Consider the following 23,064-nt stretch of genomic DNA (forward strand, 5'->3'; position numbering starts at 1 on the left):
ACAGGGAGTCAGTGTGAGCCAATTTTTCCAGGTCCATCCGGAGACCCCCCAGCCGCGGCTGATCAAGCAGGCGGTTGAAATCATCCGCTCGGGCGGCGTGGTGATTTATCCCACCGACTCGTCCTATGCCCTGGGGTGCCGGTTGGGGGAGAAGAACGCTGTCGAACGCATCCGCCGCCTGCGCCAGCTGGACGACAAGCACAACTTCACTCTGGTCTGCCGCGACCTGTCCCAGCTCAGCCTGTTCGCCAAGGTCGATACCGGCGCGTTCCGCCTACTGAAGACCCACACGCCCGGGCCGTACACCTTCATCCTCAATGCCACGCGGGAAGTGCCGCGCATGGTGTTGCACCCCAAGCGGCGCACCATCGGCCTGCGGGTGCCGAGCCATCCGATCGCCCAGGCCCTGCTCGAGGAACTGGGCGAGCCGCTGATGAGCGTCAGCATGATCCTGCCGGGGGAGCAGTTGCCCATGAGCGACCCCTATGAAATGCGCCAGATGCTCGAGCACCAGGTCGACCTGATCATCGACGGCGGCTTCGGCGGGCTGGAGGCTTCGACCGTGGTCAGCCTGGTGGAAGACGACCCCGAGGTGATCCGGGTCGGCTGCGGTGACCCGTCTCCGTTCGGCGCTGACTGAGCGGCAATGCCGAAACGCTACAAACCCCTCTGTAGGTAACCGGTCGCATTGTTATAGTGGCGCCTTTGGCTGGCCGAAACGCCAGCAGCCCGACTGACCACGAATGCGCCGATAACGCCGCGATCACGAGATTGACCATGCAACCGACGTCCCCTCACGAGCCTGTCGACAGCCAGGCCGGTGCCCAGCAGGAACTGCCGTTCGCGCTGGTCTACGGCCAGGCCGTGACCGAGCTGCCGGTTGACCTGTATATCCCGCCGGATGCGCTGGAGGTGTTTCTCGAGGCATTCGAGGGGCCGCTGGACCTGCTGCTGTACCTGATCCGCAAGCAGAACATCGACGTGCTGGATATTCCGGTGGCGGAAATCACCCGCCAGTACATGGGCTATGTCGAGCTGATGCAGTCGGTGCGCCTGGAGCTGGCGGCCGAGTACCTGGTGATGGCGGCGATGCTGGCCGAGATCAAGTCGCGCATGCTGCTGCCGCGCTCCGCCGATGCCGAAGAGGAAGAAGAGGACCCGCGGGCCGAGCTGATCCGCCGGTTGCAGGAGTACGAGCGCTACAAGGCGGCCGCAGAAGGCATCGACCAGCTGTCGCGGGTGGGCCGCGACCTCAGCGTGCCGCGTCTGGACGCCCCGGAGGCGCGGGCGCGCAAGCTGCTGCCGGACGTCAGCCTGGAAGAGCTGCTGGTGTCCATGGCCGAAGTGCTGCGCCGGGCCGACATGTTCGAAAGCCACCAGGTGACCCGCGAGGCGCTGTCCACTCGCGAGCGCATGAGCGAGGTGCTGGAGCGCCTGAAAGGCGGCGCGTTCGTGCCCTTCGTCGAACTGTTCGCCCTGGAGGAGGGGCGCCTGGGGGTGGTGGTGACCTTCATGGCAGTGCTCGAATTGATCAAGGAATCCCTGGTCGAGCTGGTGCAGAATGAGGCCTTTGGACCGATCCACGTGCGTGCGCGAGCCGAGTGACGATGAACCTGAACGATCCCCGCGAACTGGCGAGCCTGCTGGAAGCCTTTCTCCTGGCCTCCGGCAAGCCGCAATCCCTGGAGCGCCTGTACGAGCTGTTCGAAGAGGCCGAACGTCCGGAACCGCCCGTATTCAAGGCGGCGCTGGAGGTGTTGCAGGCGTCCTGCGAGGGGCGTGCCTTCGAGTTGAAGGAAGTGGCGTCGGGCTATCGCCTGCAGGTGCGCGAGCGTTTCGCACCCTGGGTCGGCCGCCTGTGGGAAGAGCGGCCGCAGCGCTACTCGCGGGCCATGCTGGAAACCCTGGCGCTGATCGCCTACCGCCAGCCGATCACCCGTGGTGAAATCGAAGACATCCGTGGCGTGGCGGTCAACAGCCATATCGTCAAGACGTTGCTGGAGCGCGAGTGGATCCGGGTCGTCGGCTACCGTGACGTGCCAGGACGGCCCTCGATGTTCGCCACCACCAAGGCCTTTCTCGATCACTTCAACCTGAAGAGCCTGGAAGAACTGCCGCCGCTGGCCGCCCTGCGCGAGCTGGAGCCCGAGCCGGTGCTGGCGTTCGACGATGATGTGGCGGCGCCCGAAGGCCTGCAGGCCCGTGCCGACCTGGCGCTGGCCGACGAGTCTCAAGCGACTGAACCCCGCGAAGAAACCAGCTTCAGCAGCCTGCTGGCCGAGCTGGATTCGATGGAGCAGGGGCTCAAGACCGATTTCGATGACCTGCCCGAACACACGGACGAAGCCGAGGCGGCGGATGAACAGGGCGAATCCCTGGACGAAGAGCCCCTGCCAGGCCATTGAGGTCTGGTGGTACGCGTTGCCGGAGGTGCCAAGGCGATGAAAGATCCCTGTATCGGCGTCTGCAAGTTCGACGATGCGGTCTGTGTCGGGTGTGGCCGCAGCAAGGCGGAAATCAAGGGCTGGAAAAAGCTCGGCAAGGCCGAACGACGGGCCGTGCTGGCCGAGGCCGACCTGCGCCTGCTGGCGCTCCAGGCCACCGGCCGTCGCAAACGCTGACAGCGCCAGGCGCGGTTCTTCGGTGTGTGGCTGGCCCCGGGTGACTCTTTGTAGGAGGGGCCTTGGCCTCGAGCTCGGTGGCCTGTGCCTGGTGCGGGGCGGGCTGTCTGAATAGAGAGCTCGCGGACAAGTCCGCTCCTACGGTGTGGAACTCTTTGTAGGGGAGGCCTTGGCCTCGAGCCCGGCGGCCTGTGCCTGGTGCGGGGCGGGCTGTCTGAATAGAGAGCTCGCGGACAAGTCCGCTCCTACGGTGTGTGGCGGGCATCGGGGGACTCTTCGTAGGAGAGGCCTTGGCCTCGAGCTCGGCGGCCTGTGTCTGGTGTGGGGCGGGCTGTCTGAATAGAGAGCTCGCGGACAAGTCCGCTCCTACGGTTTGTGAGCGACCTGCGGTTTCTCATCGGCGGGCCGGGCGGGTTGTACAGCTGGGCCATCAGGTCCTAGTCTGAAGCCGTGCGCACGGCGCCTGATCCGCGTATGATGCGCGCCCCTTCGACGACATATCGTCATCCATCACTAGAGAAACACCGGGAGGTGCCCAGATGAGTGAATCCGAAGAATACAGCCCCGCTGGCGAAAAACTGCAGAAGGTCCTGGCACGCCTGGGCCTGGCCTCGCGTCGCGAGATCGAAACCTGGATCACCCAGGGTCGCGTCAAGGTCAACGGCGCCGCCGCCAGCCTGGGCCAGCGGGTCGACCTGCATGACGCCATCGCCATCGATGGCCGCGTGATCAAGCGCGAAGAAGCGGCGGAAACCGTTCGTCGCGTGCTGATCTACAACAAGCCGGACGGCGAAATCTGCACCCGCGACGACCCGGAAGGCCGCCCGACCGTGTTCGATCGCCTGCCGCGCCCGAAAGAAGGCCGCTGGATCAACATTGGCCGCCTCGACATCAACACCACCGGTTTGCTGATGTTCACCACCGACGGTGAGCTGGCCAACCGACTGATGCACCCGTCCTACCAGATGGACCGCGAGTACGCGGTGCGTGTGCGTGGCGAGGTCGACGAGGAAATGATCGAGCGCCTCAAGGCCGGCGTGATGCTCGAAGACGGCCCCGCCAAATTCACCGACATCAAGGAAGCGCCCGGCGGCGAAGGCTTCAACCATTGGTACCACTGCGTGGTGATGGAAGGCCGTAACCGCGAAGTACGCCGCCTGTGGGAATCCCAGGGGCTGGTGGTCAGCCGCCTGAAGCGCGTGCGTTTCGGCCCGGTGTTCATGACCTCGGACCTGACCATGGGCCGCTGGCGCGAAATGAGCCAGCGTGAAGTCGATATCCTCAGCGAGGAAGTCGGCCTCAAGCCGGTCGCACTGCCTGACATGAAGGAAAAGGTCCGCGACAAGCTCGACCGCCTGCAGCGCAAGTCGGCCAAGCCGGTCGGTCGGGGCGAGCGTCCTGCACGCACCCTGCGCCCGGCCCATGGCGGCCCGGCAGAGGGCGACCAGGGTCGCTCGCGCACGCCCCGTGGCGAAGGCGGCGAGCGTCCGTCGCGGGCGCCGCGTGATCAGAGCAAGGGCACGCCGGTTGCCGAGCGGCCCAGCGATGTGGGCAAGAAACGCCCCGGCAAGGGCGCCCAGCGTCCCGGTGTCGAGCTGGCGGATCGTCCGGCACGCAAGCCGGCGGGTGCACCCGCCAAGCGTCGCCCGCAGCCGGCTGGTGACGGCCAGCGTCCGGGATTCGGGCGTGGCAGCCGCAAGCCGCAGTAAGCGGCGAACGGGGTGAATGAAAAAAGGGGCCGATGGCCCCTTTTTCTTGCGCGTTATCTGACGTTCAGCCGGCCATGGTCAGGCGGTTGCGGCCATCGCGCTTGGCCACGTAGAGCGCATTGTCGGCGCGGCGCAGCAGGCTTTCCGCCGACTCGCCCGGCAGCAGGGTGGAGCAGCCGAGGCTGATCGACAATTCGATGGCGCGCCCCTGGTCCATGCATTGCAGCTCGAGCACGGCGTAGCGCAGGCGCTCGCCAACCATCGCCGCGGCTTCCCGGCAGGTGCCGGAGAGCAGCACCAGGAATTCCTCGCCGCCGTAACGGAACACCATGTCCACGTTGCGCAGCTGGCTCTTCAATGTCGTGGCTACCGCCCGCAGCACTTCATCGCCGGTGCCGTGGCCATGCTGGTCGTTGATCTGCTTGAAGTGGTCCAGGTCGAGCATCAGCAACGACAGCGGCTGCAGGTTGCGGCGAGCCAGGTCGACTTCGCGCTGCAGCACCTGGTCCATGGCGATCCGGTTGCCGGTGTCAGTCAGCGGGTCGCGCAGTGCGCTCTGCAGGGCCGAGCGGTAGAGCAGGGCGTTGCGCAGAGGGAACAGCAGGCTGGCCAGCAAGGATTCCAGCTGCGCCAGCTCTTCGTCCTCGAAACGCACCTTGCGCCGGAAGATCAGCTCGCCCAGGTACTCGCCGTCATGGCTCAAGCGGTAGGCCGCCGAGTGATTGGCGCGCTCGCCCAGCTCCAGGCGCAGGTCGCTGATCTGGTAGTGATAGGCTAGGGCATCCAGGCTCACCAGGCGCTGCACTTCGCTGAAGAACAGGCGCAGGATGCGCTCGACATCCAGGCTGGTCTGCAATTGCAGGCTGAGCTGCTGGCGCAACTGCAGCAGGGTGACCGGCTGCAGGGACGGCGGGCGCGAGCCGGTGAAGCCCAGGCGTTGCAGCTTGGCGGCGTCGAAATCGATGGTGTTGGTCGGGCTGGGAGGGACCATGAGCGCTGAACCTCTGGCGCGTTGTACGGCGATGGAGGGGTTAGAGCGAATTCCGTGCCAATGGGTTCAGCGGAGGGAAAAATTATGTGAAGTCAGCAACTTACGCGGCTTTAGTGAAAGCAAATGGCCAGTGGTGGCCATTTATATGACATCACAGCGGCAAATCGTTGCCGCTGTGAGCGGGATACGCCAATTTCTTGCCGGAAGCGGCAGGTTTATTGGGCGTCGAACGCCTGACCATTGACGCCGGCGCTGTCCGGGCCCATCAGGTACAGGTAGACCGGCATGATGGCCTCGGGCAGCGGGTTGTTCGCCGGGTTCTCGCCCGGGTAGGCCTGGGCACGCATGTCGGTGCGGGTGGCACCCGGGTTGACGCTGTTGGCGCGGACGTTGGCGATGCCGTCGACTTCGTCCGCCAGGGTCTGCATCAGGCCCTCGGTGGCGAACTTGGACACTGCGTAGGCGCCCCAGTAGGCGCGGCCCTTGCGGCCGACGCTGCTGGAGGTGAAGACCACCGAGGCGTCGGACGACAGCTTGAGCAGCGGCAGCAGGGTGCTGGTCAGCATGAACATGGCGTTGACGTTGACGTGCATCACCCGCATGAAGTTGTCGCCGGACAACTGTTCCAGCGGCGTGCGTGGGCCAATGATCGAGGCGTTGTGCAGCAGGCCGTCAAGCTTGCCGAACTCGTTTTCGATCATCGCCGCCAGTTCGTCGTACTGGTGGGGCTGGGCGGTTTCCAGGTTGAACGGGATGACCGCGGGCTGCGGATGGCCGGCGGCCTCGATGGCGTCGTAGACGCGGGTCAGGTTTTCCTCGGTCTTGCCCAGCAGCAGCACGGTGGCGCCATGGGCGGCGAAGGTCTTGGCGGCGGCGGCGCCGATGCCGCGTCCGGCACCCGTTACCAGGATCACGCGGCCCTGGAGCAGGTCGGGGCGGGCGCTGTAGTCAAACATGGTGGTTTCTCTCTTGGCGGGCGGGTCGAGGCGGCGAACGGCTGCGACCCGGCTTGCGGTGGTCAGGTAACGGAGTCGATCAGCAGCTGCACAGGGCCTGATCGAGCACAGCGCGCAGTTCGTTCGGGTGGTCGACGACCACATCGGCGCCCCAGTGGCGCGGGTTGTCGTCCGGGTGGATGTAGCCATAGGTCACGGCGGCGGTGCGGCAGCCGGCGGCGCGGCCGGCTTCGATGTCGCGGGCGTCATCGCCGATGAACAGGGTTTCCCCGGGATGCAGGCCCAGCTGTTCGCAGGCCAGCAGGAGCATTTCCGGATCGGGCTTGCTGTTGCTGACGTGGTCGGGGCAGACCAGCACGGCCGAGCGCTGGGCCAGGCCGAGTCGCTGCATGATCGGTTCGGCGTAGCGCACCGGCTTGTTGGTCGCCACGCCCCAGCGCAGCTTGGCGTGCTCGATGTCGGCCAGCAGCTGCTCGATGCCGTCGAAGGGGCGGGTGAGGGTGGCGCAGTGTTCCTGGTAGCGGTCCAGGAATTCCTGGCGCAGCGCCTCGAAGCCTTCGTCCTCGGGGTTCATCTCGAAGGTGGTGGCCACCATGGCGCGGGCGCCGCCGGACACCTGGTCGCGCACGCGCTTCTCGGCGATCGGCGGCAACTGGCGCTCGGCCCGCATGGCCTGGCAAATGGCGATGAAATCCGGCGCGCTGTCGAGCAGGGTACCGTCCATGTCGAAAAGAACTGCACGTAGGCGCATGGGGTGTGGCATTCGTTGTTTTCCTCGCTGCATCGCGGCCCGTGGGTGCCAGCATGATGCCGGGTTGTTACACGTCAATGGTGTGAAGCACCGCCCAGGCCATGCCGGATCGGGCCGCCCTGATTACGGGACGGTCACGAGCCGGCGCAAGACACGCCTCAGTCCTCTTTCAGGGTCTGGATCATGTAATTGACGTCGACGTCCGACGACAGCTTGTAATGCTTGGTCAGCGGGTTATAGGTCAGGCCGATGATGTCCTTGACCTGCAGGCCGGCCGAACGGCTCCAGGCGCCCAGTTCCGAGGGGCGGATGAATTTCTTGAAGTCATGGGTGCCGCGCGGCAGCAGGCGCAGCAGGTACTCGGCACCGATCACCGCGAACATGTAGGCCTTGGGGTTGCGGTTGATGGTCGAGAAGAACACCTGGCCACCCGGCTTCACCAGGGCGTGGCAGGCGCGGATCACCGAGGCCGGGTCCGGCACGTGCTCGAGCATCTCCAGGCAGGTCACCACGTCGAACTGCTCGGGCATTTCCGCGGCGATGGCTTCGGCGGTGATCTGGCGGTACTCCACCGACACGCCGGACTCCAGCTGGTGCAGCTGGGCCACGGCCAGCGGCGCCTCGCCCATGTCGATGCCGGTCACGGTGGCGCCACGCTGAGCCATGGCTTCGCTGAGAATGCCGCCGCCGCAACCGACATCCAGGACTTTCTTGCCGGCCAGTCCGACACGCTCGTCGATCCAGTTGACCCGCAGCGGGTTGATGTCATGCAGAGGCTTGAACTCGCTCTCGCGGTCCCACCAGCGGTGGGCGAGGGCTTCGAATTTGGCGATTTCTGCGTGGTCGACGTTGCTCATAGTAGTCCCTGGGTCAAGCTGGAGACGGGAAGCCTGGGCTTTGGCTGTCCATGTTGCCAGTTTCATGCGGTGGAGGGGGCGCCATGTGGCGGCCCAGTGTATGTCAGTTTGTCGCAGCGCCCTGCGGCTATCGCGGCCTGATCCGGCTACCCCAGGCCTGGGCGGTGGCGATGATCTGCTGTTCGTCCAGGCGGGTCAGCTGGCGGTCATCGAGCAGCGCCTTGCCGCCGACCCAGACGTGCTCGACGCACGAGCGGCCGCTGGCGTAGATCAGTTGCGAGACCGGGTCGTAGATCGGTTGCTGGGCCAGGCCGGACAGGTCGAAAGCCACCATGTCGGCCTCCTTGCCGAGCTCCAGCGAGCCGATGCAGTCATCCAGGCCAAGGGCGCGGGCGCCGTTCAGGGTGGCCATGCGCAGGGCGCGGTGGGCATCCAGGGCGGTGGCGGAGCAGGCGACGGCCTTGGCCAGCAGGGCGGCGGTGCGCAGTTCGCCCAGCAGGTCGAGGTCGTTGTTGCTGGCGGCGCCGTCGGTGCCGATCGCCACGTTGACGCCGGCCTGCCACAGGCGCTCCACCGGGCAGAAGCCGCTGGCGAGCTTGAGGTTGGATTCCGGGCAGTGGATGACGCTGGTGTTGCTGGCCACCAGCAGCGCCAGGTCTTCGTCGTCGATCTGGGTCATATGCACCGCCTGGAAGCGCGGGCCGAGCAGGCCCAGGCGGGAAAGGCGGGCCATCGGCCGCTCACCGTGCAGCTCCAGGCTCTGCTGAACCTCGAAGGCGGTTTCCTGGACGTGCATATGAATGCCGGCGTCCAGTTCCTCGGCCAGCATGCGGATGTTTTCCAGCTTGTCGTCGCTGACCGTGTAGGGCGCGTGGGGGCCGAAGGCGACTTTCACCCGGGGGTGGTGCTTGAGGTCGTCGAACAGCGCCAGGCCCTTGCGCAGGGCCTCGTCGGCGTCGCGGGCGCCCGGAATGGCGAAATTCAGCACTGGAATGGTGATTTGCGCGCGAATGCCGCTGCGGTGTACCAGTTCGCTGGCCATCTCGGGGAAGAAGTACATGTCCGAGAAACAGGTGATGCCACCTTTTATCTGCTCGGCGATCGCCAGCTCGGTACCGTCCTGCACGAACTGCTCGTCGACCCACTTGGCTTCGGCGGGCCAGATGTGCTGTTCCAGCCAGGTCATCAGCGGCAGGTCGTCGGCCAGGCCGCGGAACAGGGTCATGGCGGCATGCCCGTGGGCGTTGATCAGCCCGGGGGTGAGCAGGCGCCCGGGCAGCTCCCGAACTTCCGTGGCGGCGTGCCTGAGCGCTTCGGCGCGGGGGGCGATGAGGGCGATGCGCCCGTCGCGGATACCGATGCCATGCTCGTGCAGCACGACCCCGGCGGGCTCGACCGGCACCAGCCAGGTGGGGAGCAGCAGCAGGTCGAGCGGGGCTTCAGGCATGGGGTGGCGTCCGGTAATCAGTCAAGGCGCAGAGTTTATAGAGGAACGCCGTGCGCTTGAAGTCGCAACGCCACCGGCAGGTCGGGGGATTTCATTGCGGCTAAGCTTTTGCTGGGCTTGGGGCGAGGTGCTTGTGCGTATAATCCGCGGCTTTTGTTTCATGGGGTGAGGTGTGAGATGCGCGAGCAGTTGCTGGCAGCGGAGAAGGTCACGGCCATCGATTGGCGGGATGGCGCCCTGTACCTGCTCGACCAGCGTGTATTGCCGTTCGAGGAAAGCTGGCATGCCTGTCACTCGGCTGCCGGCGTAGCCCAGGCCATCCGCGGGCGGGTGGTGCGCGGGGCGCCGGCCATCGGCATCGCGGCGGCCTTTGGCGTGGTGCTGGGCGCGCGGGCGCGCATCGAGCAGGGCGGTGACTGGCGGGCCGAGCTGGAGGCGGATTTCCAGCTGTTGGCGGACGCGCGGCCGACGGCGATCAACCTGTTCTGGGCACTCAACCGCATGCGTGAACGGTTGGGGCGCCTGAAGCAAGGCGACAACCCCCTGCGGGCGCTGGAGGTCGAGGCCCTGCAGATCCATCAGAGTGACCGCGAAGCCAACCTGACCATGGCCCAGCTGGGGGTGGACCTGATTCGCAAGCACCAGGGCAGCCAGCAGAACCTGCTGACCCATTGCAACACCGGCGCCCTGGCCACCGGCGGTTTCGGTACCGCCCTGGGGGTGATCCGTGGGGCGCACCTCGAAGGGCTGGTGGAACGGGTGTATGTCGGCGAGACCCGTCCCTGGCTGCAGGGCTCGCGCCTGACGGCCTGGGAGCTGGCCAATGAGGGCATTCCGGCCAGTTTGTGCGTCGATTCCGCGGCGGCGCACCTGATGAAGACTCGTGGTATTACCTGGGCTATCGTCGGCGCGGACCGCATCACCGCCAATGGCGATGTGGCGAACAAGATCGGCACCTACCAGATGGCGGTCAACGCCATGCATCACGGGGTGCGCTTCATGGTGGTGGCGCCCAGTTCGAGCATCGACCTGGCCCTGGAAAGCGGCGAGGACATCCCGATTGAGGAGCGCGACGCCAGCGAACTGCTGGACGTCAACGGCCAGCGCGTCGGTGCCGGGCTGGACGTGGTGAACCCGGTGTTCGACGTGACCCCGGCCGACCTGATCGACTTCATCGTCACGGAGAAAGGCGTGGTCGAGCGTCCGGATGCCGCGAAGATGGCCCAATTAATGTGCCGCAAGCGTTTGCACTGATCACCGGGCAGGCCATTTCCGCCGGTTGCGCGCCTGCCGGCTGGGGATAGGTGTGGGGCGGTGTTTGTGATAAGCTCCGACGGTTTTCAGGGGCGCTCCGCATGAGCGCCCGAACTGCGCAGATACGTGGCATAACTCATTGATTTGTCGTGAGTCACTGCTGGCCTGTGGCCTGTATGGCGAGTTGATTGGCAGCGATCCCGCAACCCGGGCTCCAGATGCGGCGAATGCCGCTCCGGGGTGCGGCTGACGAATCGTCCGATTGAACCCGTCATGCAGCCCGTTCGAGCCGCAGCGGCACGCTTCGCCCCATTCAGGACGAATGGCGCGAAGTTTCACCAGAAAAAGGAACCAGGCTACTCATGGGCGAACTGGCCAAAGAAATCCTCCCGGTCAACATCGAAGACGAACTGAAGCAGTCCTACCTCGACTACGCGATGAGCGTAATCGTCGGGCGTGCTTTGCCGGATGCACGCGACGGCTTGAAGCCCGTGCACCGTCGGGTCCTCTATGCGATGAGCGAACTGGGCAACGACTGGAACAAGGCCTACAAGAAGTCCGCCCGTGTGGTCGGTGACGTGATCGGTAAATATCACCCCCACGGTGATACCGCGGTGTACGACACCATCGTGCGTATGGCGCAGCCCTTCTCCCTGCGTTACCTGCTGGTCGACGGTCAGGGCAACTTCGGTTCGGTGGACGGCGACAACGCCGCGGCCATGCGATACACCGAAGTGCGCATGACCAAGCTGGCCCACGAACTGCTGGCCGACCTGCACAAGGAAACCGTGGACTGGGTGCCCAACTACGACGGCACCGAGATCATCCCGGCGGTCATGCCGACCAAGATCCCGAACCTGCTGGTCAACGGTTCCAGCGGTATCGCCGTGGGCATGGCGACCAACATCCCGCCGCACAACCTCAGTGAAGTCATCGATGGCTGCCTGGCGCTGATCGACAATTCCGAGCTGACCGTCGATGAACTGATGCAGTACATCCCCGGCCCGGACTTCCCGACCGCCGCGATTATCAATGGCCGCGCCGGCATTATCGAGGCCTATCGCACCGGCCGTGGCCGCATCTATATCCGCGCCCGCGCCGAGGTCGAGGACATCGACAAGGTCGGTGGCCGCCAGCAGATCGTCGTCACCGAGCTGCCGTACCAGCTGAACAAGGCGCGTCTGATCGAGAAGATCGCCGAGCTGGTCAAAGAGAAGAAGCTGGAAGGCATCACCGAGCTGCGCGACGAGTCCGACAAGGACGGCATGCGCATCGTGATCGAGCTGCGTCGCGGCGAGGTGCCTGAGGTCATCCTGAACAACCTCTACGCCCAGACCCAGATGCAGAGCGTGTTCGGCATCAACGTGGTGGCACTGATCGACGGCGAGCCGAAGGTCCTGAACCTCAAGGACATGCTCGAGGCGTTCATCCTGCACCGCCGCGAAGTGGTCACCCGCCGCACCGTGTTCGAGCTGCGCAAGGCCCGTGAGCGTGGCCACATCCTGGAAGGCCAGGCGGTCGCGCTGTCGAACATCGACCCGGTCATCGCCCTGATCAAGGCCTCGCCGACGCCGTCCGAGGCCAAGGAAGCGCTGATCGCCACGCCGTGGGAATCCAGCGCGGTAGAAGCGATGGTCGAACGTGCCGGTGCCGATTCCTGCCGCCCGGAAGACCTGCCGCCGCAATACGGTCTGCGTGAAGGCAAGTACTACCTGTCCCCGGAACAGGCCCAGGCCATCCTGGACCTGCGCCTGCACCGCCTGACCGGCCTGGAGCACGAGAAGCTGCTGGCCGAGTACCAGGAGATCCTCACCCAGATCGGCGAGCTGATCCACATTCTCACCAGCGCCGTGCGCCTGATGGAAGTGATCCGCGAGGAACTGGAAAGCGTCAAGGCCGAGTTCGGCGACAAGCGCCGCACCGAGATCCTCGACACCCGTCTGGACCTGACCCTGGGCGATCTGATCACCGAAGAAGAGCGCGTGGTCACCATCTCCCACGGCGGTTATGCCAAGACCCAGCCGCTGTCGGCTTACCAGGCCCAGCGCCGTGGTGGCAAGGGCAAGTCGGCGACCGGCGTCAAGGACGAGGACTACATCGAGCACCTGCTGGTGGCCAACAGCCACGCCACGCTGCTGCTGTTCTCCAGCAAGGGCAAGGTGTACTGGCTGAAGACCTACGAGATTCCGGAAGCGTCCCGCGCTGCCCGTGGTCGTCCGTTGGTCAACCTGCTGCCGCTGGACGAAGGTGAGTTCATCACCACCATGCTGCAGATCGACCTGGAAGCCCTGCAACAGAGCGCTGGTGCCGACGAGGACCTGGACGACGCCGAAGACGTGATCGAAGGCGAAGTGGTCGAGGCCGAAGAGGCCGTGGAAGTCGAAGAGGCCGAAGGCGAGACCGCCGAGCTGGTCGCCGAGCCGACCGGTGCCTACATCTTCATGGCCACTGCGTTCGGTACCGTGAAGAAGACCCCGCTGTCGCAGTTCGCCCGTCCGCGCACCAGTGGCCTGATCGCCCTCAAACTGAAAGAAGGCGACACCCTGATCGCGGCGGCCATCACCGACGGCGCCAAGGAAGTCATGCTGTTCTCCGACGCCGGCAAGGTGATCCGCTTCGCCGAAAGCGTGGTGCGCGTCATGGGCCGTGGCGCCCGTGGTATCCGCGGTATGCGCCTGGGCAAGGGCCAGACCCTGATTTCCATGCTGATCCCCGAGTCGGGCGCGCAGATTCTCACCGCTTCCGAGCGTGGTTTCGGCAAGCGCACCGCGCTGAGCAAGTTCCCGCGCCGTGGCCGTGGTGGCCAGGGTGTGATCGGCATGGTCACCAAAGAGCGTAACGGCAAGCTGATCGGTGCCATCCAGGTGCAGGACGGCGAGGAAATCATGCTGATTTCCGATCAGGGCACCCTGGTGCGTACCCGTGTGGACGAAGTGTCCAGTTCGGGTCGTAACACCCAGGGCGTTACCCTGATCAAGCTGGCCAGCGATGAAACCCTGGTCGGCCTGGAGCGTGTGCAGGAGCCTTCGGAAGTGGAAGGCGACGTGGTGATCGGCGAAGACGGCGAGGTGCTGGAAGGTGTCGAGCCGGGCGACGAGGCCGACGGCGTGGCTGACGCTGCCGAGCCGGATGCGGACGCCCCGGCACCAAACGAAGAGTAAGCGGGCAGGGCGCAGCGCCACGGTGCTGCGCCCCACACCTGCAGGAATGACGGCATGCACCGTCGCCGGTTGGCGGTGTGGGTGAACTGAGAGAGTACGACGTGAGCAAGCGAGCCTTTAACTTCTGCGCCGGCCCTGCCGCGCTTCCCGAAGCTGTACTGCAACGTGCCCAGGCTGAACTGCTGGACTGGAACGGCAAAGGCCTTTCCGTCATGGAGATGAGCCACCGCAGCGATGACTACGTGGCCATCGCCGAAAAGGCCGAGCAGGACCTGCGTGATCTGCTCGCCATCCCGTCGAACTACAAGGTGCTGTTCCTGCAGGGCGGCGCCAGCCAGCAGTTCGCTGAAATCGCCCTCAACTTGCTGCCCGAAGATGGTACGGCCGACTATGTCGACACCGGCATCTGGTCCAAGAAGAGCATCGAAGAGGCGCGCCGTTACGGCAACATCAATGTCGCCGCCAGCGCCAAGCCTTACGATTACTTCGCCATTCCCGGCCAGAACGAGTGGCAGCTGAGCAAAGACGCGGCCTACGTGCACTACGCCAGCAACGAAACCATCGGTGGCCTGCAATTCGACTGGATTCCGGAAACCGGCGACGTGCCACTGGTGGTGGACATGTCCTCCGATATCCTGTCGCGTGAAATCGATATCTCCAGATTCGGCCTGATCTACGCCGGCGCGCAGAAGAACATCGGCCCGTCGGGCCTGGTCGTGGTGATCGTTCGCGAGGACCTGCTGGGCCGCGCCCGTTCCAGCTGCCCGACCATGCTCAACTACAAGGTCGCAGCCGACAATGGCTCGATGTACAACACCCCGGCGACCTTCTCCTGGTACCTCTCCGGCCTGGTGTTCGAGTGGCTGAAAGAGCAGGGCGGTGTCGCTGCCATGGAGCAGCGCAACCGCGCCAAGCAGGAGTTGCTGTACAAGGCCATCGATGCCAGCGGCCTCTATAGCAACCCGATCGCGGTCAATGCCCGCTCCTGGATGAACGTGCCGTTCCGCCTGGCGGACGAGCGTCTGGACAAGCCGTTCCTGGCCGGTGCCGACGCCCGTGGCCTGCTCAACCTCAAGGGTCACCGCTCGGTCGGTGGCATGCGTGCCTCCATCTATAACGCCGTGGGGCTGGACGCCGTCGAGGCGCTGGTGGCCTACATGGCGGAATTCGAGAAGGAGCACGGCTGACATGTCCGAGCAGGAGTTGCAGGCCCTGCGCCTGCGCATCGACAACCTCGATGAGCGCATTCTCGAGCTGATCAGCGACCGTGCACGCTGCGCCGAGGAAGTCGCCCGGGTCAAGATGAAGGAACTGAAGGAAGGCGAATCGCCGGTCTTCTACCGCCCCGAGCGTGAAGCCCAGGTGCTCAAGCGCGTCATGGAGCGCAACCAGGGGCCGCTGGGCAACGAGGAGATGGCGCGTCTGTTCCGCGAGATCATGTCGTCCTGCCTGGCCCTGGAAAACCCGCTCAAGGTGGCCTACCTCGGCCCTGAGGGGACCTTCTCCCAGGCCGCGGCGATGAAGCATTTCGGCCACGCCGTGATCAGCGTGCCGATGGCTGCGATTGACGAAGTGTTCCGGGAAGTGGCCGCCGGGGCGGTCAACTTCGGCGTGGTGCCGGTGGAGAACTCCACCGAAGGCGCGATCAACCACACCCTGGACAGCTTCCTCGAGCACGACATGGTGATCTGTGGCGAAGTCGAGCTGCGTATTCACCACCACCTGCTGGTCGGTGAAACCACCAAGACTGACAAGATCACCCGCATCTATTCCCACGCCCAGTCCCTGGCCCAGTGCCGCAAGTGGCTGGACGCGCATTACCCGAACGTCGAGCGGATCGCTGTCTCCAGCAACGCCGATGCGGCCAAGCGGGTGAAGAGCGAGTGGAACTCCGCGGCCATCGCCGGCGACATGGCGGCCAACCTGTACGGGCTGACCAAGCTGGCCGAGAAGATCGAGGACCGCCCGGACAACTCCACACGCTTCCTCATCATTGGCAGCCAGGAAGTGCCGCCGACCGGCGATGACAAGACCTCGGTCATCATCTCCATGCGCAACAAGCCGGGCGCGCTGCACGAGTTGCTGGTGCCGTTCCACAACAACGGCATCGACCTGACCCGTATCGAGACCCGTCCCTCGCGCAGCGGCAAGTGGACCTACGTGTTCTTCATCGACTTCGTCGGCCATCACCGCGATCCGCTGATCAAGGATGTGCTGGAGAAGATCAATCAGGAAGCCGTGGCGCTGAAAGTGCTGGGGTCCTATCCCAAGGCTGTGCTCTGACAGACAGCCCGGCCCGATAGCGCCCGAGCGGGGCGCCGGGCAGCGTCACCGGCTGTGGCCGGTTCGACTGGCAGGATCAACGAGGTAAGTGATGAGTTGCGATTTTCTGACCCTGGCCCAGCCGGGTGTGCAAAAGCTGTCCCCTTATGTGCCGGGCAAGCCCGTCGATGAATTGGCACGCGAGCTGGATCTCGATCCGGCCGCCATCGTCAAACTGGCCAGCAACGAAAACCCGCTGGGCCCGAGCCCGCGGGCGCTGGAGGCGATCCGTGCCGAGCTGGCCGAGCTGACGCGCTACCCGGACGGCAACGGGTTTGACCTGAAGAGCCGTCTCGCTGCGCGTTACTCCGTGGATGCCAGCCAGATCACCCTGGGCAACGGTTCCAACGACATTCTCGAGCTGGTGGCGCGCGCCTACCTGGCGCCGGGCCTGAATGCGGTGTTCAGCGAACACGCCTTCGCCGTTTACCCGATCGCCACCCAGGCCGTGGGAGCTGCGAGCAAGGTCGTGCCGGCCAAAGACTACGGTCATGACCTGGAGGCCATGCTGAAGGCTGTCGATGGCAATACCCGTGTGGTGTTCATCGCCAACCCGAACAACCCGACCGGCACCTGGTTCGGTCCGCAGGCGTTGAGCGACTTCCTGGCGCGCGTGCCTGAGAACGTGCTGGTGGTCCTGGACGAGGCGTACATCGAGTTCGCCGAAGGCGATGAGCTGCCAGATGGCCTGGATTACCTGGCGCGCCACGCCAACCTGCTGGTTTCGCGCACCTTCTCCAAGGCCTATGGCCTGGCGGCGCTGCGCGTGGGCTACGCGATCAGCTCGGCACAGATCGCCGATGTGCTCAATCGCGTTCGCCAGCCCTTCAACGTCAACAGCCTGGCGCAGGCTGCAGCCTGCGCGGCGCTCGAGGATACCGAGTACCTGGCGCGCAGCCGCGAAGTCAACGATGCTGGAATGGCGCAGCTGGAAGCCGGTTGCCGGGCGCTCGGCCTGGGCTGGATTCCGTCCAAGGGCAACTTCATCTGCATCGATTTCGGCCGCGACACCGCCGCCATCAACCAGGCCTTGTTGCGTGACGGCGTGATCGTGCGCCCGGTGGCAGGCTACGGCATGCCCACCTACCTGCGGGTTTCCATCGGCCTGCCGGAAGAGAACGCACGTTTCCTCGAGGTGTTGGGCAAGGTGCTGAGCGCGTGACGGAATCGAAACAGCCTGTCACTGGGGTTCAGCCCGCTGTTCCTATGATCGGCCGCTTGGTGGTCATCGGCCTGGGCCTGATCGGCGGATCGTTTGCCAAGGGGCTGCGTGAGCGTGGCCTGTGCCGCGAGGTGGTGGGTGTCGATCTCGACCCTGAGTCCCGGCGCATGGCCGTCGAGCTGGGTGTGGTCGACCGCTGCGAGGAGAGCCTGGCGGCTGCCTGCCAGGGTGCGCAGGTCATTCAGTTGGCCGTACCGATCCTGGCCATGGAAAAGCTGCTGGGCGAACTCGCCAGGCTGGACCTGGGCGACGCGGTACTGACCGATGTCGGCAGCGCCAAGGGCAACGTGGTGCGCGCGGCGCGCCTGGCGTTCGATGGCATGCCGGCGCGCTTCGTGCCCGGGCATCCGATTGCCGGGTCCGAGCAGAGTGGTGTCGAGGCGGCCAATGGCGAGCTGTTCCGCCGGCATAAAGTGATCCTCACGCCGCTCGAGCATTCCGACGCCCAGGCGATTGCCCTGGTGGATCGCCTGTGGCGCGAGCTGGGCGCGGATGTCGAGCACATGCAGGTCGAGCACCACGACGAGGTGCTTGCCGCCACCAGCCACCTGCCTCATCTATTGGCATTTGGTCTGGTCGATTCGCTGGCCAAACGCAGCGAGAATCTGGAAATTTTCCGCTATGCCGCTGGTGGTTTTCGCGATTTCACGCGAATCGCCGGCAGTGATCCGGTGATGTGGCACGATATCTTCCTCGCCAACCGCGAGGCCGTGCTGCGGACCCTGGATGTGTTTCGCGACGACCTCGACGCCTTGCGCGACGCGGTCGACGCAGGGGATGGGCACCAGTTGCTGGGCGTTTTCACACGCGCCCGTGTGGCCCGCGAGCATTTCAGCAAAATTCTGGCCCGCAGGGCCTATGTGGACGCTATGCACTCGAACGATCTGATTTTCCTGGCCACTCCGGGTGGCAAACTTTCCGGGCGAATTCGTGTTCCGGGCGACAAATCCATTTCCCACCGCTCGATCATGCTGGGTTCGCTGGCCGAGGGCACCACGGAGGTCGAAGGCTTCCTGGAAGGCGAGGATGCATTGGCCACCCTGCAGGCGTTCCGTGACATGGGCGTGGTCATCGAAGGCCCGCACCACGGTCGCGTGACCATCCATGGCGTGGGCATGCATGGCCTGAAACCGCCACCTGGCCCGATCTACCTGGGTAACTCCGGCACCTCGATGCGCCTGCTGTCCGGCCTGCTGGCTGCCCAGCCGTTCGACACCACCCTGACCGGCGATGCGTCGCTGTCCAAGCGCCCGATGAACCGGGTGGCCAAGCCGCTGCGCGAGATGGGCGCTGTCATCGAGACCGGTCCGGAAGGCCGTCCGCCAGTGACCATCCGCGGAGGCCAGAAACTGACCGGCATGAGCTACGAGATGCCCATGGCCAGCGCGCAGGTCAAATCCTGCCTGCTGCTCGCCGGCCTCTATGCCGCTGGCGGGACTTCGGTCACCGAGCCAGCGCCGACCCGTGACCATACCGAGCGCATGCTGCGTGGCTTCGGCTACCCGGTGGCGGTCAAGGGCAGCACCGCCAGCGTCGAGTCCGGCCACACGCTGAGCGCTACCCATATCGAAGTCCCGGCGGATATCTCTTCCGCCGCGTTCTTCCTGGTGGCGGGCAGTATCGCCCGGGATTCCGAGCTGGTGCTGGAGCACGTGGGCATCAACCCGACCCGTACCGGCGTGATCGACATCCTCAAGCTGATGGGGGGCGACATCACCCTGGAAAACCAGCGTGAAGTCGGCGGCGAGCCGGTGGCGGACATCCGTGTGCGTTCGGCTGAGCTGAAAGGCATCGATATCCCGGAAGACCTGGTACCGCTGGCCATCGATGAATTTCCGGTGCTGTTCGTCGCCGCGTCCTGCGCCCAGGGCCGCACCGTGCTGCGCGGTGCAGAGGAGCTGCGGGTCAAGGAATCCGACCGTATCCAGGTCATGGCCGATGGCCTGATCGCGCTGGGCGTGAAAGCCGAGCCGACCCCGGACGGCATCGTCATCGAAGGTGGCGTGATTGGCGGCGGCGAAGTGCACAGCCATGGCGACCACCGTATCGCCATGTCCTTCAGCGTGGCCTCGCTGCGTGCGACCGCGCCGATCCGCATCCACGACTGCGCCAACGTCGCCACCTCGTTCCCGAACTTCCTCGCCCTGGCGGCGCAGGTGGGGATTCAAGTGGCCGAGGAGGGCAAGTCATGACTGTCCAGGCACCGGTCATCGCAATCGACGGGCCAAGCGGCTCGGGCAAGGGAACGGTTGCCGGCCTGCTGGCCAAGCAGCTCGGCTGGAGTCTGCTCGACTCGGGCGCGCTCTACCGCCTGCTGGCATTCGCCGCGAGCAACCACGGCGTGGACCTGACCAACGAAGAGTCGATGAAAGTCCTCGCGGCTCACCTGGATGTGCAGTTCATCGCCGGGGCCGATGGCCAGGGGCAGCGCATCATTCTGGAAGGCGAGGAGGTCACGGACGCCATCCGTAACGAGCAGGTGGGTGCCGGTGCTTCGCAGGTCGCTTCTCTGCCGGCCGTGCGCGAAGCCTTGCTGCAGCGCCAGCGGGCATTCCAGGAAATGCCGGGCCTGGTGGCCGATGGCCGCGACATGGGCACAGTGGTGTTCCCGGACGCGCCGCTGAAGATTTTCCTGACCGCCAGCGCCGAGGAGCGCGCGCGTCGCCGCTACTTGCAGTTGAAGGCCAAGGGCGATGATGTTAATCTCGCGAGTCTTCTTGATGAGATTCGGGCGCGCGACGAGCGCGACATGCAGCGAACCGTGGCACCGCTCAAGCCGGCCGCCGATGCAATTCAGCTGGATTCCACCGAACTGTCCATCGAGCAGGTGCTTGAACGAATTCTGAGCGAAGTCGCCAATCGCGACCTCGCTGGATAACCTGAGCAACAGCTGCTTAAGCTGATCCGCTCGCAAGGAGGCATACGGGAAACCAGTCCTAGTCCCGTAGGCCTCTTTTTACGTGAACGAACCCACATTGTCTGGAGTGTGGTTTGGGCAAATCCCTGCCCTTGATCAACAGGAATCAACATGAGCGAAAGCTTTGCAGAACTTTTTGAAGAAAGCCTGAAATCCCTCGACATGCAGCCGGGTGCCATCATCACCGGCATCGTGGTCGACATCGACGGTGACTGGGTCACTGTACATGCCGGTCTGAAGTCCGAGGGCGTCATCCCGCTCGAGCAGTTCTACAACGAACAAGGCGAGCTGACCATCAAAGTCGGTGACGAAGTCCACGTTGCGCTGGACGCGGTTGAAGACGGCTTCGGTGAAACCAAGCTGTCCCGCGAGAAAGCCAAGCGCGCCGAGTGCTGGATTGTTCTGGAAGCTGCTTTCGCTGCTGAAGAAGTGGTCAAGGGCGTTATCAACGGCAAGGTCAAAGGCGGCTTCACCGTTGACGTCAACGGCATCCGCGCGTTCCTGCCGGGTTCCCTGGTCGATGTCCGTCCGGTGCGTGATACCACTCACCTGGAAGGCAAAGAGCTGGAATTCAAGGTCATCAAGCTGGACCAGAAGCGCAACAACGTTGTCGTTTCCCGTCGCAGCGTCCTGGAAGCCGAAAACAGCGCCGAGCGCGAAGCTCTGCTGGAATCGCTGCAGGAAGGCCAGCAGGTCAAAGGTATCGTCAAGAACCTCACCGACTACGGTGCGTTCGTTGACCTGGGCGGCGTCGATGGTCTGCTGCACATCACCGACATGGCCTGGAAGCGTATCAAGCACCCGTCCGAGATCGTCAACGTTGGCGACGAGATCGACGTCAAGGTTCTGAAGTACGATCGCGAGCGTAACCGCGTATCCCTGGGCCTGAAGCAACTGGGCGAAGACCCATGGGTTGCCATCAAGGCTCGTTACCCGGAAAGCACCCGCGTCATGGCGCGCGTTACCAACCTGACCGACTACGGCTGCTTCGCAGAGCTGGAAGAAGGCGTGGAAGGTCTGGTGCACGTATCCGAAATGGATTGGACCAACAAGAACATCCACCCGTCCAAAGTCGTCAACGTCGGCGACGAAGTGGAAGTCATGGTCCTGGATATCGACGAAGAGCGTCGTCGTATCTCCCTGGGTATCAAGCAGTGCAAGACCAACCCGTGGGAAGACTTCTCCGGTCAGTTCAACAAGGGTGACAAGATCTCCGGCACCATCAAGTCGATCACCGATTTCGGTATCTTCATTGGTCTGGATGGCGGCATCGACGGCCTCGTTCACCTGTCCGACATCTCCTGGAACGAAGTAGGCGAAGAAGCTGTACGCCGCTTCAAGAAAGGCGACGAGCTGGAAACCGTCATCCTGTCCGTTGACCCGGAGCGCGAGCGCATCTCCCTGGGCATCAAGCAGCTGGAAGACGATCCGTTCTCCAACTACGTGTCGGTCAATGACAAGGGCACCATCGTCCGTGGCACCGTGAAAGAAGTTGACGCCAAAGGCGCCATCATCGATCTGGGCAACGACATCGAAGCGACTCTGAAAGCCTCCGAAATCAGCCGTGACCGCGTTGAAGACGCGCGCAACGTGCTGAAAGAAGGCGAAGAAGTAGAAGCCAAGATCATCAGCGTTGACCGCAAGAGCCGCGTGATCAGCCTCTCGATCAAGTCGAAAGACGTTGAAGACGAGAAGGAAGCGATCAAAGAAATGCGCAGCAAGCAGGACGTTGAAACTGCCGGTCCGACCACCATCGGTGATCTGATCCGCGCACAAATGGAAAACCAGAACTAAGTTCGGGTAATCCAGAAAAAGGGCGACTTCGGTCGCCCTTTTTTGTGTCTGCGACATCGCTGACGTACCACAATGCTTCGCCCCGGGTCGGGGCTCCCACAAGAACTGGGTTATGTCGCGATTCACTGTAGGAGCCGCGCCCCGCGGCGAATCGCAACCACGCCGCGACATTGCTGACGTACCACAACGCTTCGCCCCGAGTCGGGGCTCCCTACAGAAGCCAGCAGCGCCTCGACCCCTTGTAGGGCCGCGCCCCGCGGCGAACGATTACCGTGTTATCTCCGGCGCGCTACAGCCAGATCGCATCCCAATGTGGGTAATCACCTAATCGTTTCACGAGGCCGGCGCGTAGTGGGTTGGCGACGATGTAACGTGCCACATCACGAATGTCCTCCTCTCGGCGCAGGGCGCGATCATGAAAACCTTTCTGCCAGAGCGCTTTGCCCAAGCGTTTAGCTGAGATGGATTTAACCCGGCCTACCAGTTGTGAAAGTGTGCCTTGCCGGAGCTGTAGCAGCCAATGCAGGTGATCAGGCATGAGTACATAAGAGAGCGTGGCGTGCGAGTCCCGCAGTTCATCTTGTCGGATGGTGTTGATCAATATTCTGGCGGCGACAAAGTCGCTGAAGGCAGGCTGTCGATTCTTGGTGACCGTGGTCACCATGTAAATCTGCCCGTGGAGGGACCAGCGTCCCTGTCGGAGGCGGTGAGATGCATAGCGATGATCTTGCATGGGAATCCTTTCCCGTGGCTAGTAGCTTATTCAGAGTAGTTCGGTTTCTTGAGGCGTGACATGCGTTACGGCCTGCAAAGCTTCGCCCCTGGTCGGAGCTCCCACAAGAGCCGGGCTGATGCAGTGGTCCCTTGTAGGAACCGCGTCTCGCGGCGAATCGCGAGCCTGCCTCGATATTGCAGGCGCACCACAACGCTTCGCCCCGAGACGGGGCTCCTCCAAGAGCTGAGTCATGTCGCGATCCACTGTAGGAGCCGCGCCCGCGCGGCGAATCGCAGCCACGCCGCGATATCACTGACGCTCCACAAGGCTTCGCCCCGGGTCGGGCT

19 protein-coding genes are annotated in these 23,064 nt (G+C 64.3%); 13 read left to right on the top strand and 6 right to left on the bottom strand.

What is annotated here, in order from left to right; translation table 11 throughout:
* The first annotated feature begins 13 nt into the window (after positions 1–13).
* The 5 genes from N5C28_RS06370 to rluB all read left to right on the top strand — a co-directional run bounded on the left by N5C28_RS06370 (position 14) and on the right by rluB (position 4,330).
* The gene (locus tag N5C28_RS06370) at positions 14–640 is read left to right on the top strand and encodes an L-threonylcarbamoyladenylate synthase (RefSeq protein WP_279821145.1); all 627 of its coding nucleotides are present in this window, start codon (positions 14–16) and stop codon (positions 638–640) included.
* 266 nt (positions 641–906) lie between these two features.
* On the top strand, positions 907–1,605 hold the full coding sequence (locus tag N5C28_RS06375) for a ScpA family protein (protein WP_279821540.1): 699 nt from the start codon (positions 907–909) through the stop codon (positions 1,603–1,605).
* 2 nt (positions 1,606–1,607) lie between these two features.
* Positions 1,608–2,405 (top strand): SMC-Scp complex subunit ScpB, encoded by a 798-nt coding sequence (gene scpB / locus N5C28_RS06380; protein ID WP_279821146.1) that lies wholly within the window; start codon positions 1,608–1,610, stop codon positions 2,403–2,405.
* A gap of 36 nt (positions 2,406–2,441) precedes the next feature.
* On the top strand, positions 2,442–2,621 hold the full coding sequence (locus N5C28_RS06385; protein ID WP_279821147.1) for a DUF1289 domain-containing protein: 180 nt from the start codon (positions 2,442–2,444) through the stop codon (positions 2,619–2,621).
* A gap of 539 nt (positions 2,622–3,160) precedes the next feature.
* Entirely contained in the window at positions 3,161–4,330 is a 1,170-nt protein-coding gene (gene rluB, locus N5C28_RS06390) for a 23S rRNA pseudouridine(2605) synthase RluB (RefSeq protein ID WP_279821148.1), read from the top strand.
* Between the two features lie 64 nt (positions 4,331–4,394).
* On the opposite strand, the gene N5C28_RS06395 is transcribed toward rluB, so the two are convergent.
* From N5C28_RS06395 to N5C28_RS06415, 5 genes are all read right to left on the bottom strand, one after another.
* Entirely contained in the window at positions 4,395–5,321 is a 927-nt protein-coding gene (locus N5C28_RS06395; RefSeq protein ID WP_279821149.1) for a GGDEF domain-containing protein, read from the bottom strand.
* A 215-nt stretch (positions 5,322–5,536) separates the two neighbouring features.
* Positions 5,537–6,277 (bottom strand): YciK family oxidoreductase, encoded by a 741-nt coding sequence (locus tag N5C28_RS06400; protein ID WP_279821150.1) that lies wholly within the window; start codon positions 6,275–6,277, stop codon positions 5,537–5,539.
* A gap of 79 nt (positions 6,278–6,356) precedes the next feature.
* Positions 6,357–7,028, bottom strand: a complete 672-nt coding sequence (gene mupP, locus N5C28_RS06405) for an N-acetylmuramic acid 6-phosphate phosphatase MupP (protein WP_279821151.1) — start codon at positions 7,026–7,028, stop codon at positions 6,357–6,359.
* Between the two features lie 158 nt (positions 7,029–7,186).
* A complete protein-coding gene (gene ubiG, locus N5C28_RS06410; protein ID WP_279821152.1) occupies positions 7,187–7,885 on the bottom strand; it encodes a bifunctional 2-polyprenyl-6-hydroxyphenol methylase/3-demethylubiquinol 3-O-methyltransferase UbiG in 699 nt (232 codons plus the stop codon).
* A gap of 127 nt (positions 7,886–8,012) precedes the next feature.
* A complete protein-coding gene (locus N5C28_RS06415) occupies positions 8,013–9,332 on the bottom strand; it encodes a TRZ/ATZ family hydrolase (RefSeq protein WP_279821153.1) in 1,320 nt (439 codons plus the stop codon).
* A 177-nt stretch (positions 9,333–9,509) separates the two neighbouring features.
* On the opposite strand from N5C28_RS06415, the gene mtnA reads away from it, so the two are divergent.
* The 8 genes from mtnA to rpsA all read left to right on the top strand — a co-directional run bounded on the left by mtnA (position 9,510) and on the right by rpsA (position 22,002).
* Positions 9,510–10,586 carry an S-methyl-5-thioribose-1-phosphate isomerase gene (mtnA, locus tag N5C28_RS06420; RefSeq protein ID WP_279821154.1) on the top strand — a complete coding sequence of 359 codons (1,077 nt, stop codon included), beginning with the start codon at positions 9,510–9,512 and terminating at the stop codon, positions 10,584–10,586.
* A 362-nt stretch (positions 10,587–10,948) separates the two neighbouring features.
* Positions 10,949–13,747: a DNA gyrase subunit A gene (gyrA, locus tag N5C28_RS06425; protein ID WP_279821155.1), complete on the top strand. Its 2,799-nt coding sequence runs from the start codon at positions 10,949–10,951 to the stop codon at positions 13,745–13,747.
* A 101-nt stretch (positions 13,748–13,848) separates the two neighbouring features.
* On the top strand, positions 13,849–14,934 hold the full coding sequence (gene serC, locus N5C28_RS06430) for a 3-phosphoserine/phosphohydroxythreonine transaminase (RefSeq protein ID WP_279821542.1): 1,086 nt from the start codon (positions 13,849–13,851) through the stop codon (positions 14,932–14,934).
* A 1-nt stretch (position 14,935) separates the two neighbouring features.
* Positions 14,936–16,030, top strand: a complete 1,095-nt coding sequence (gene pheA / locus N5C28_RS06435; protein WP_279821156.1) for a prephenate dehydratase — start codon at positions 14,936–14,938, stop codon at positions 16,028–16,030.
* 91 nt (positions 16,031–16,121) lie between these two features.
* A complete protein-coding gene (gene hisC, locus N5C28_RS06440; protein WP_279821157.1) occupies positions 16,122–17,231 on the top strand; it encodes a histidinol-phosphate transaminase in 1,110 nt (369 codons plus the stop codon).
* A 44-nt stretch (positions 17,232–17,275) separates the two neighbouring features.
* On the top strand, positions 17,276–19,483 hold the full coding sequence (locus N5C28_RS06445; protein ID WP_279821158.1) for a bifunctional prephenate dehydrogenase/3-phosphoshikimate 1-carboxyvinyltransferase: 2,208 nt from the start codon (positions 17,276–17,278) through the stop codon (positions 19,481–19,483).
* Positions 19,480–20,169 carry a (d)CMP kinase gene (gene cmk / locus N5C28_RS06450; protein ID WP_279821159.1) on the top strand — a complete coding sequence of 230 codons (690 nt, stop codon included), beginning with the start codon at positions 19,480–19,482 and terminating at the stop codon, positions 20,167–20,169. The genes N5C28_RS06445 and cmk overlap by 4 nt, the downstream gene beginning before the upstream one ends.
* A 150-nt stretch (positions 20,170–20,319) precedes the next feature.
* Positions 20,320–22,002 (top strand): 30S ribosomal protein S1, encoded by a 1,683-nt coding sequence (rpsA, locus tag N5C28_RS06455; protein ID WP_279821160.1) that lies wholly within the window; start codon positions 20,320–20,322, stop codon positions 22,000–22,002.
* Positions 22,003–22,291: 289 nt separating this feature from the next.
* Here the strand turns inward: rpsA and N5C28_RS06460 are convergent, their stop codons facing one another.
* Entirely contained in the window at positions 22,292–22,735 is a 444-nt protein-coding gene (locus N5C28_RS06460) for a transposase (protein WP_279821161.1), read from the bottom strand.
* Positions 22,736–23,064 lie beyond the last annotated feature (329 nt).

Origin of the sequence: Pseudomonas sp. GD03944 (genome assembly GCF_029839275.1) — a bacterium.
Lineage (GTDB): Bacteria > Pseudomonadota > Gammaproteobacteria > Pseudomonadales > Pseudomonadaceae > Aquipseudomonas.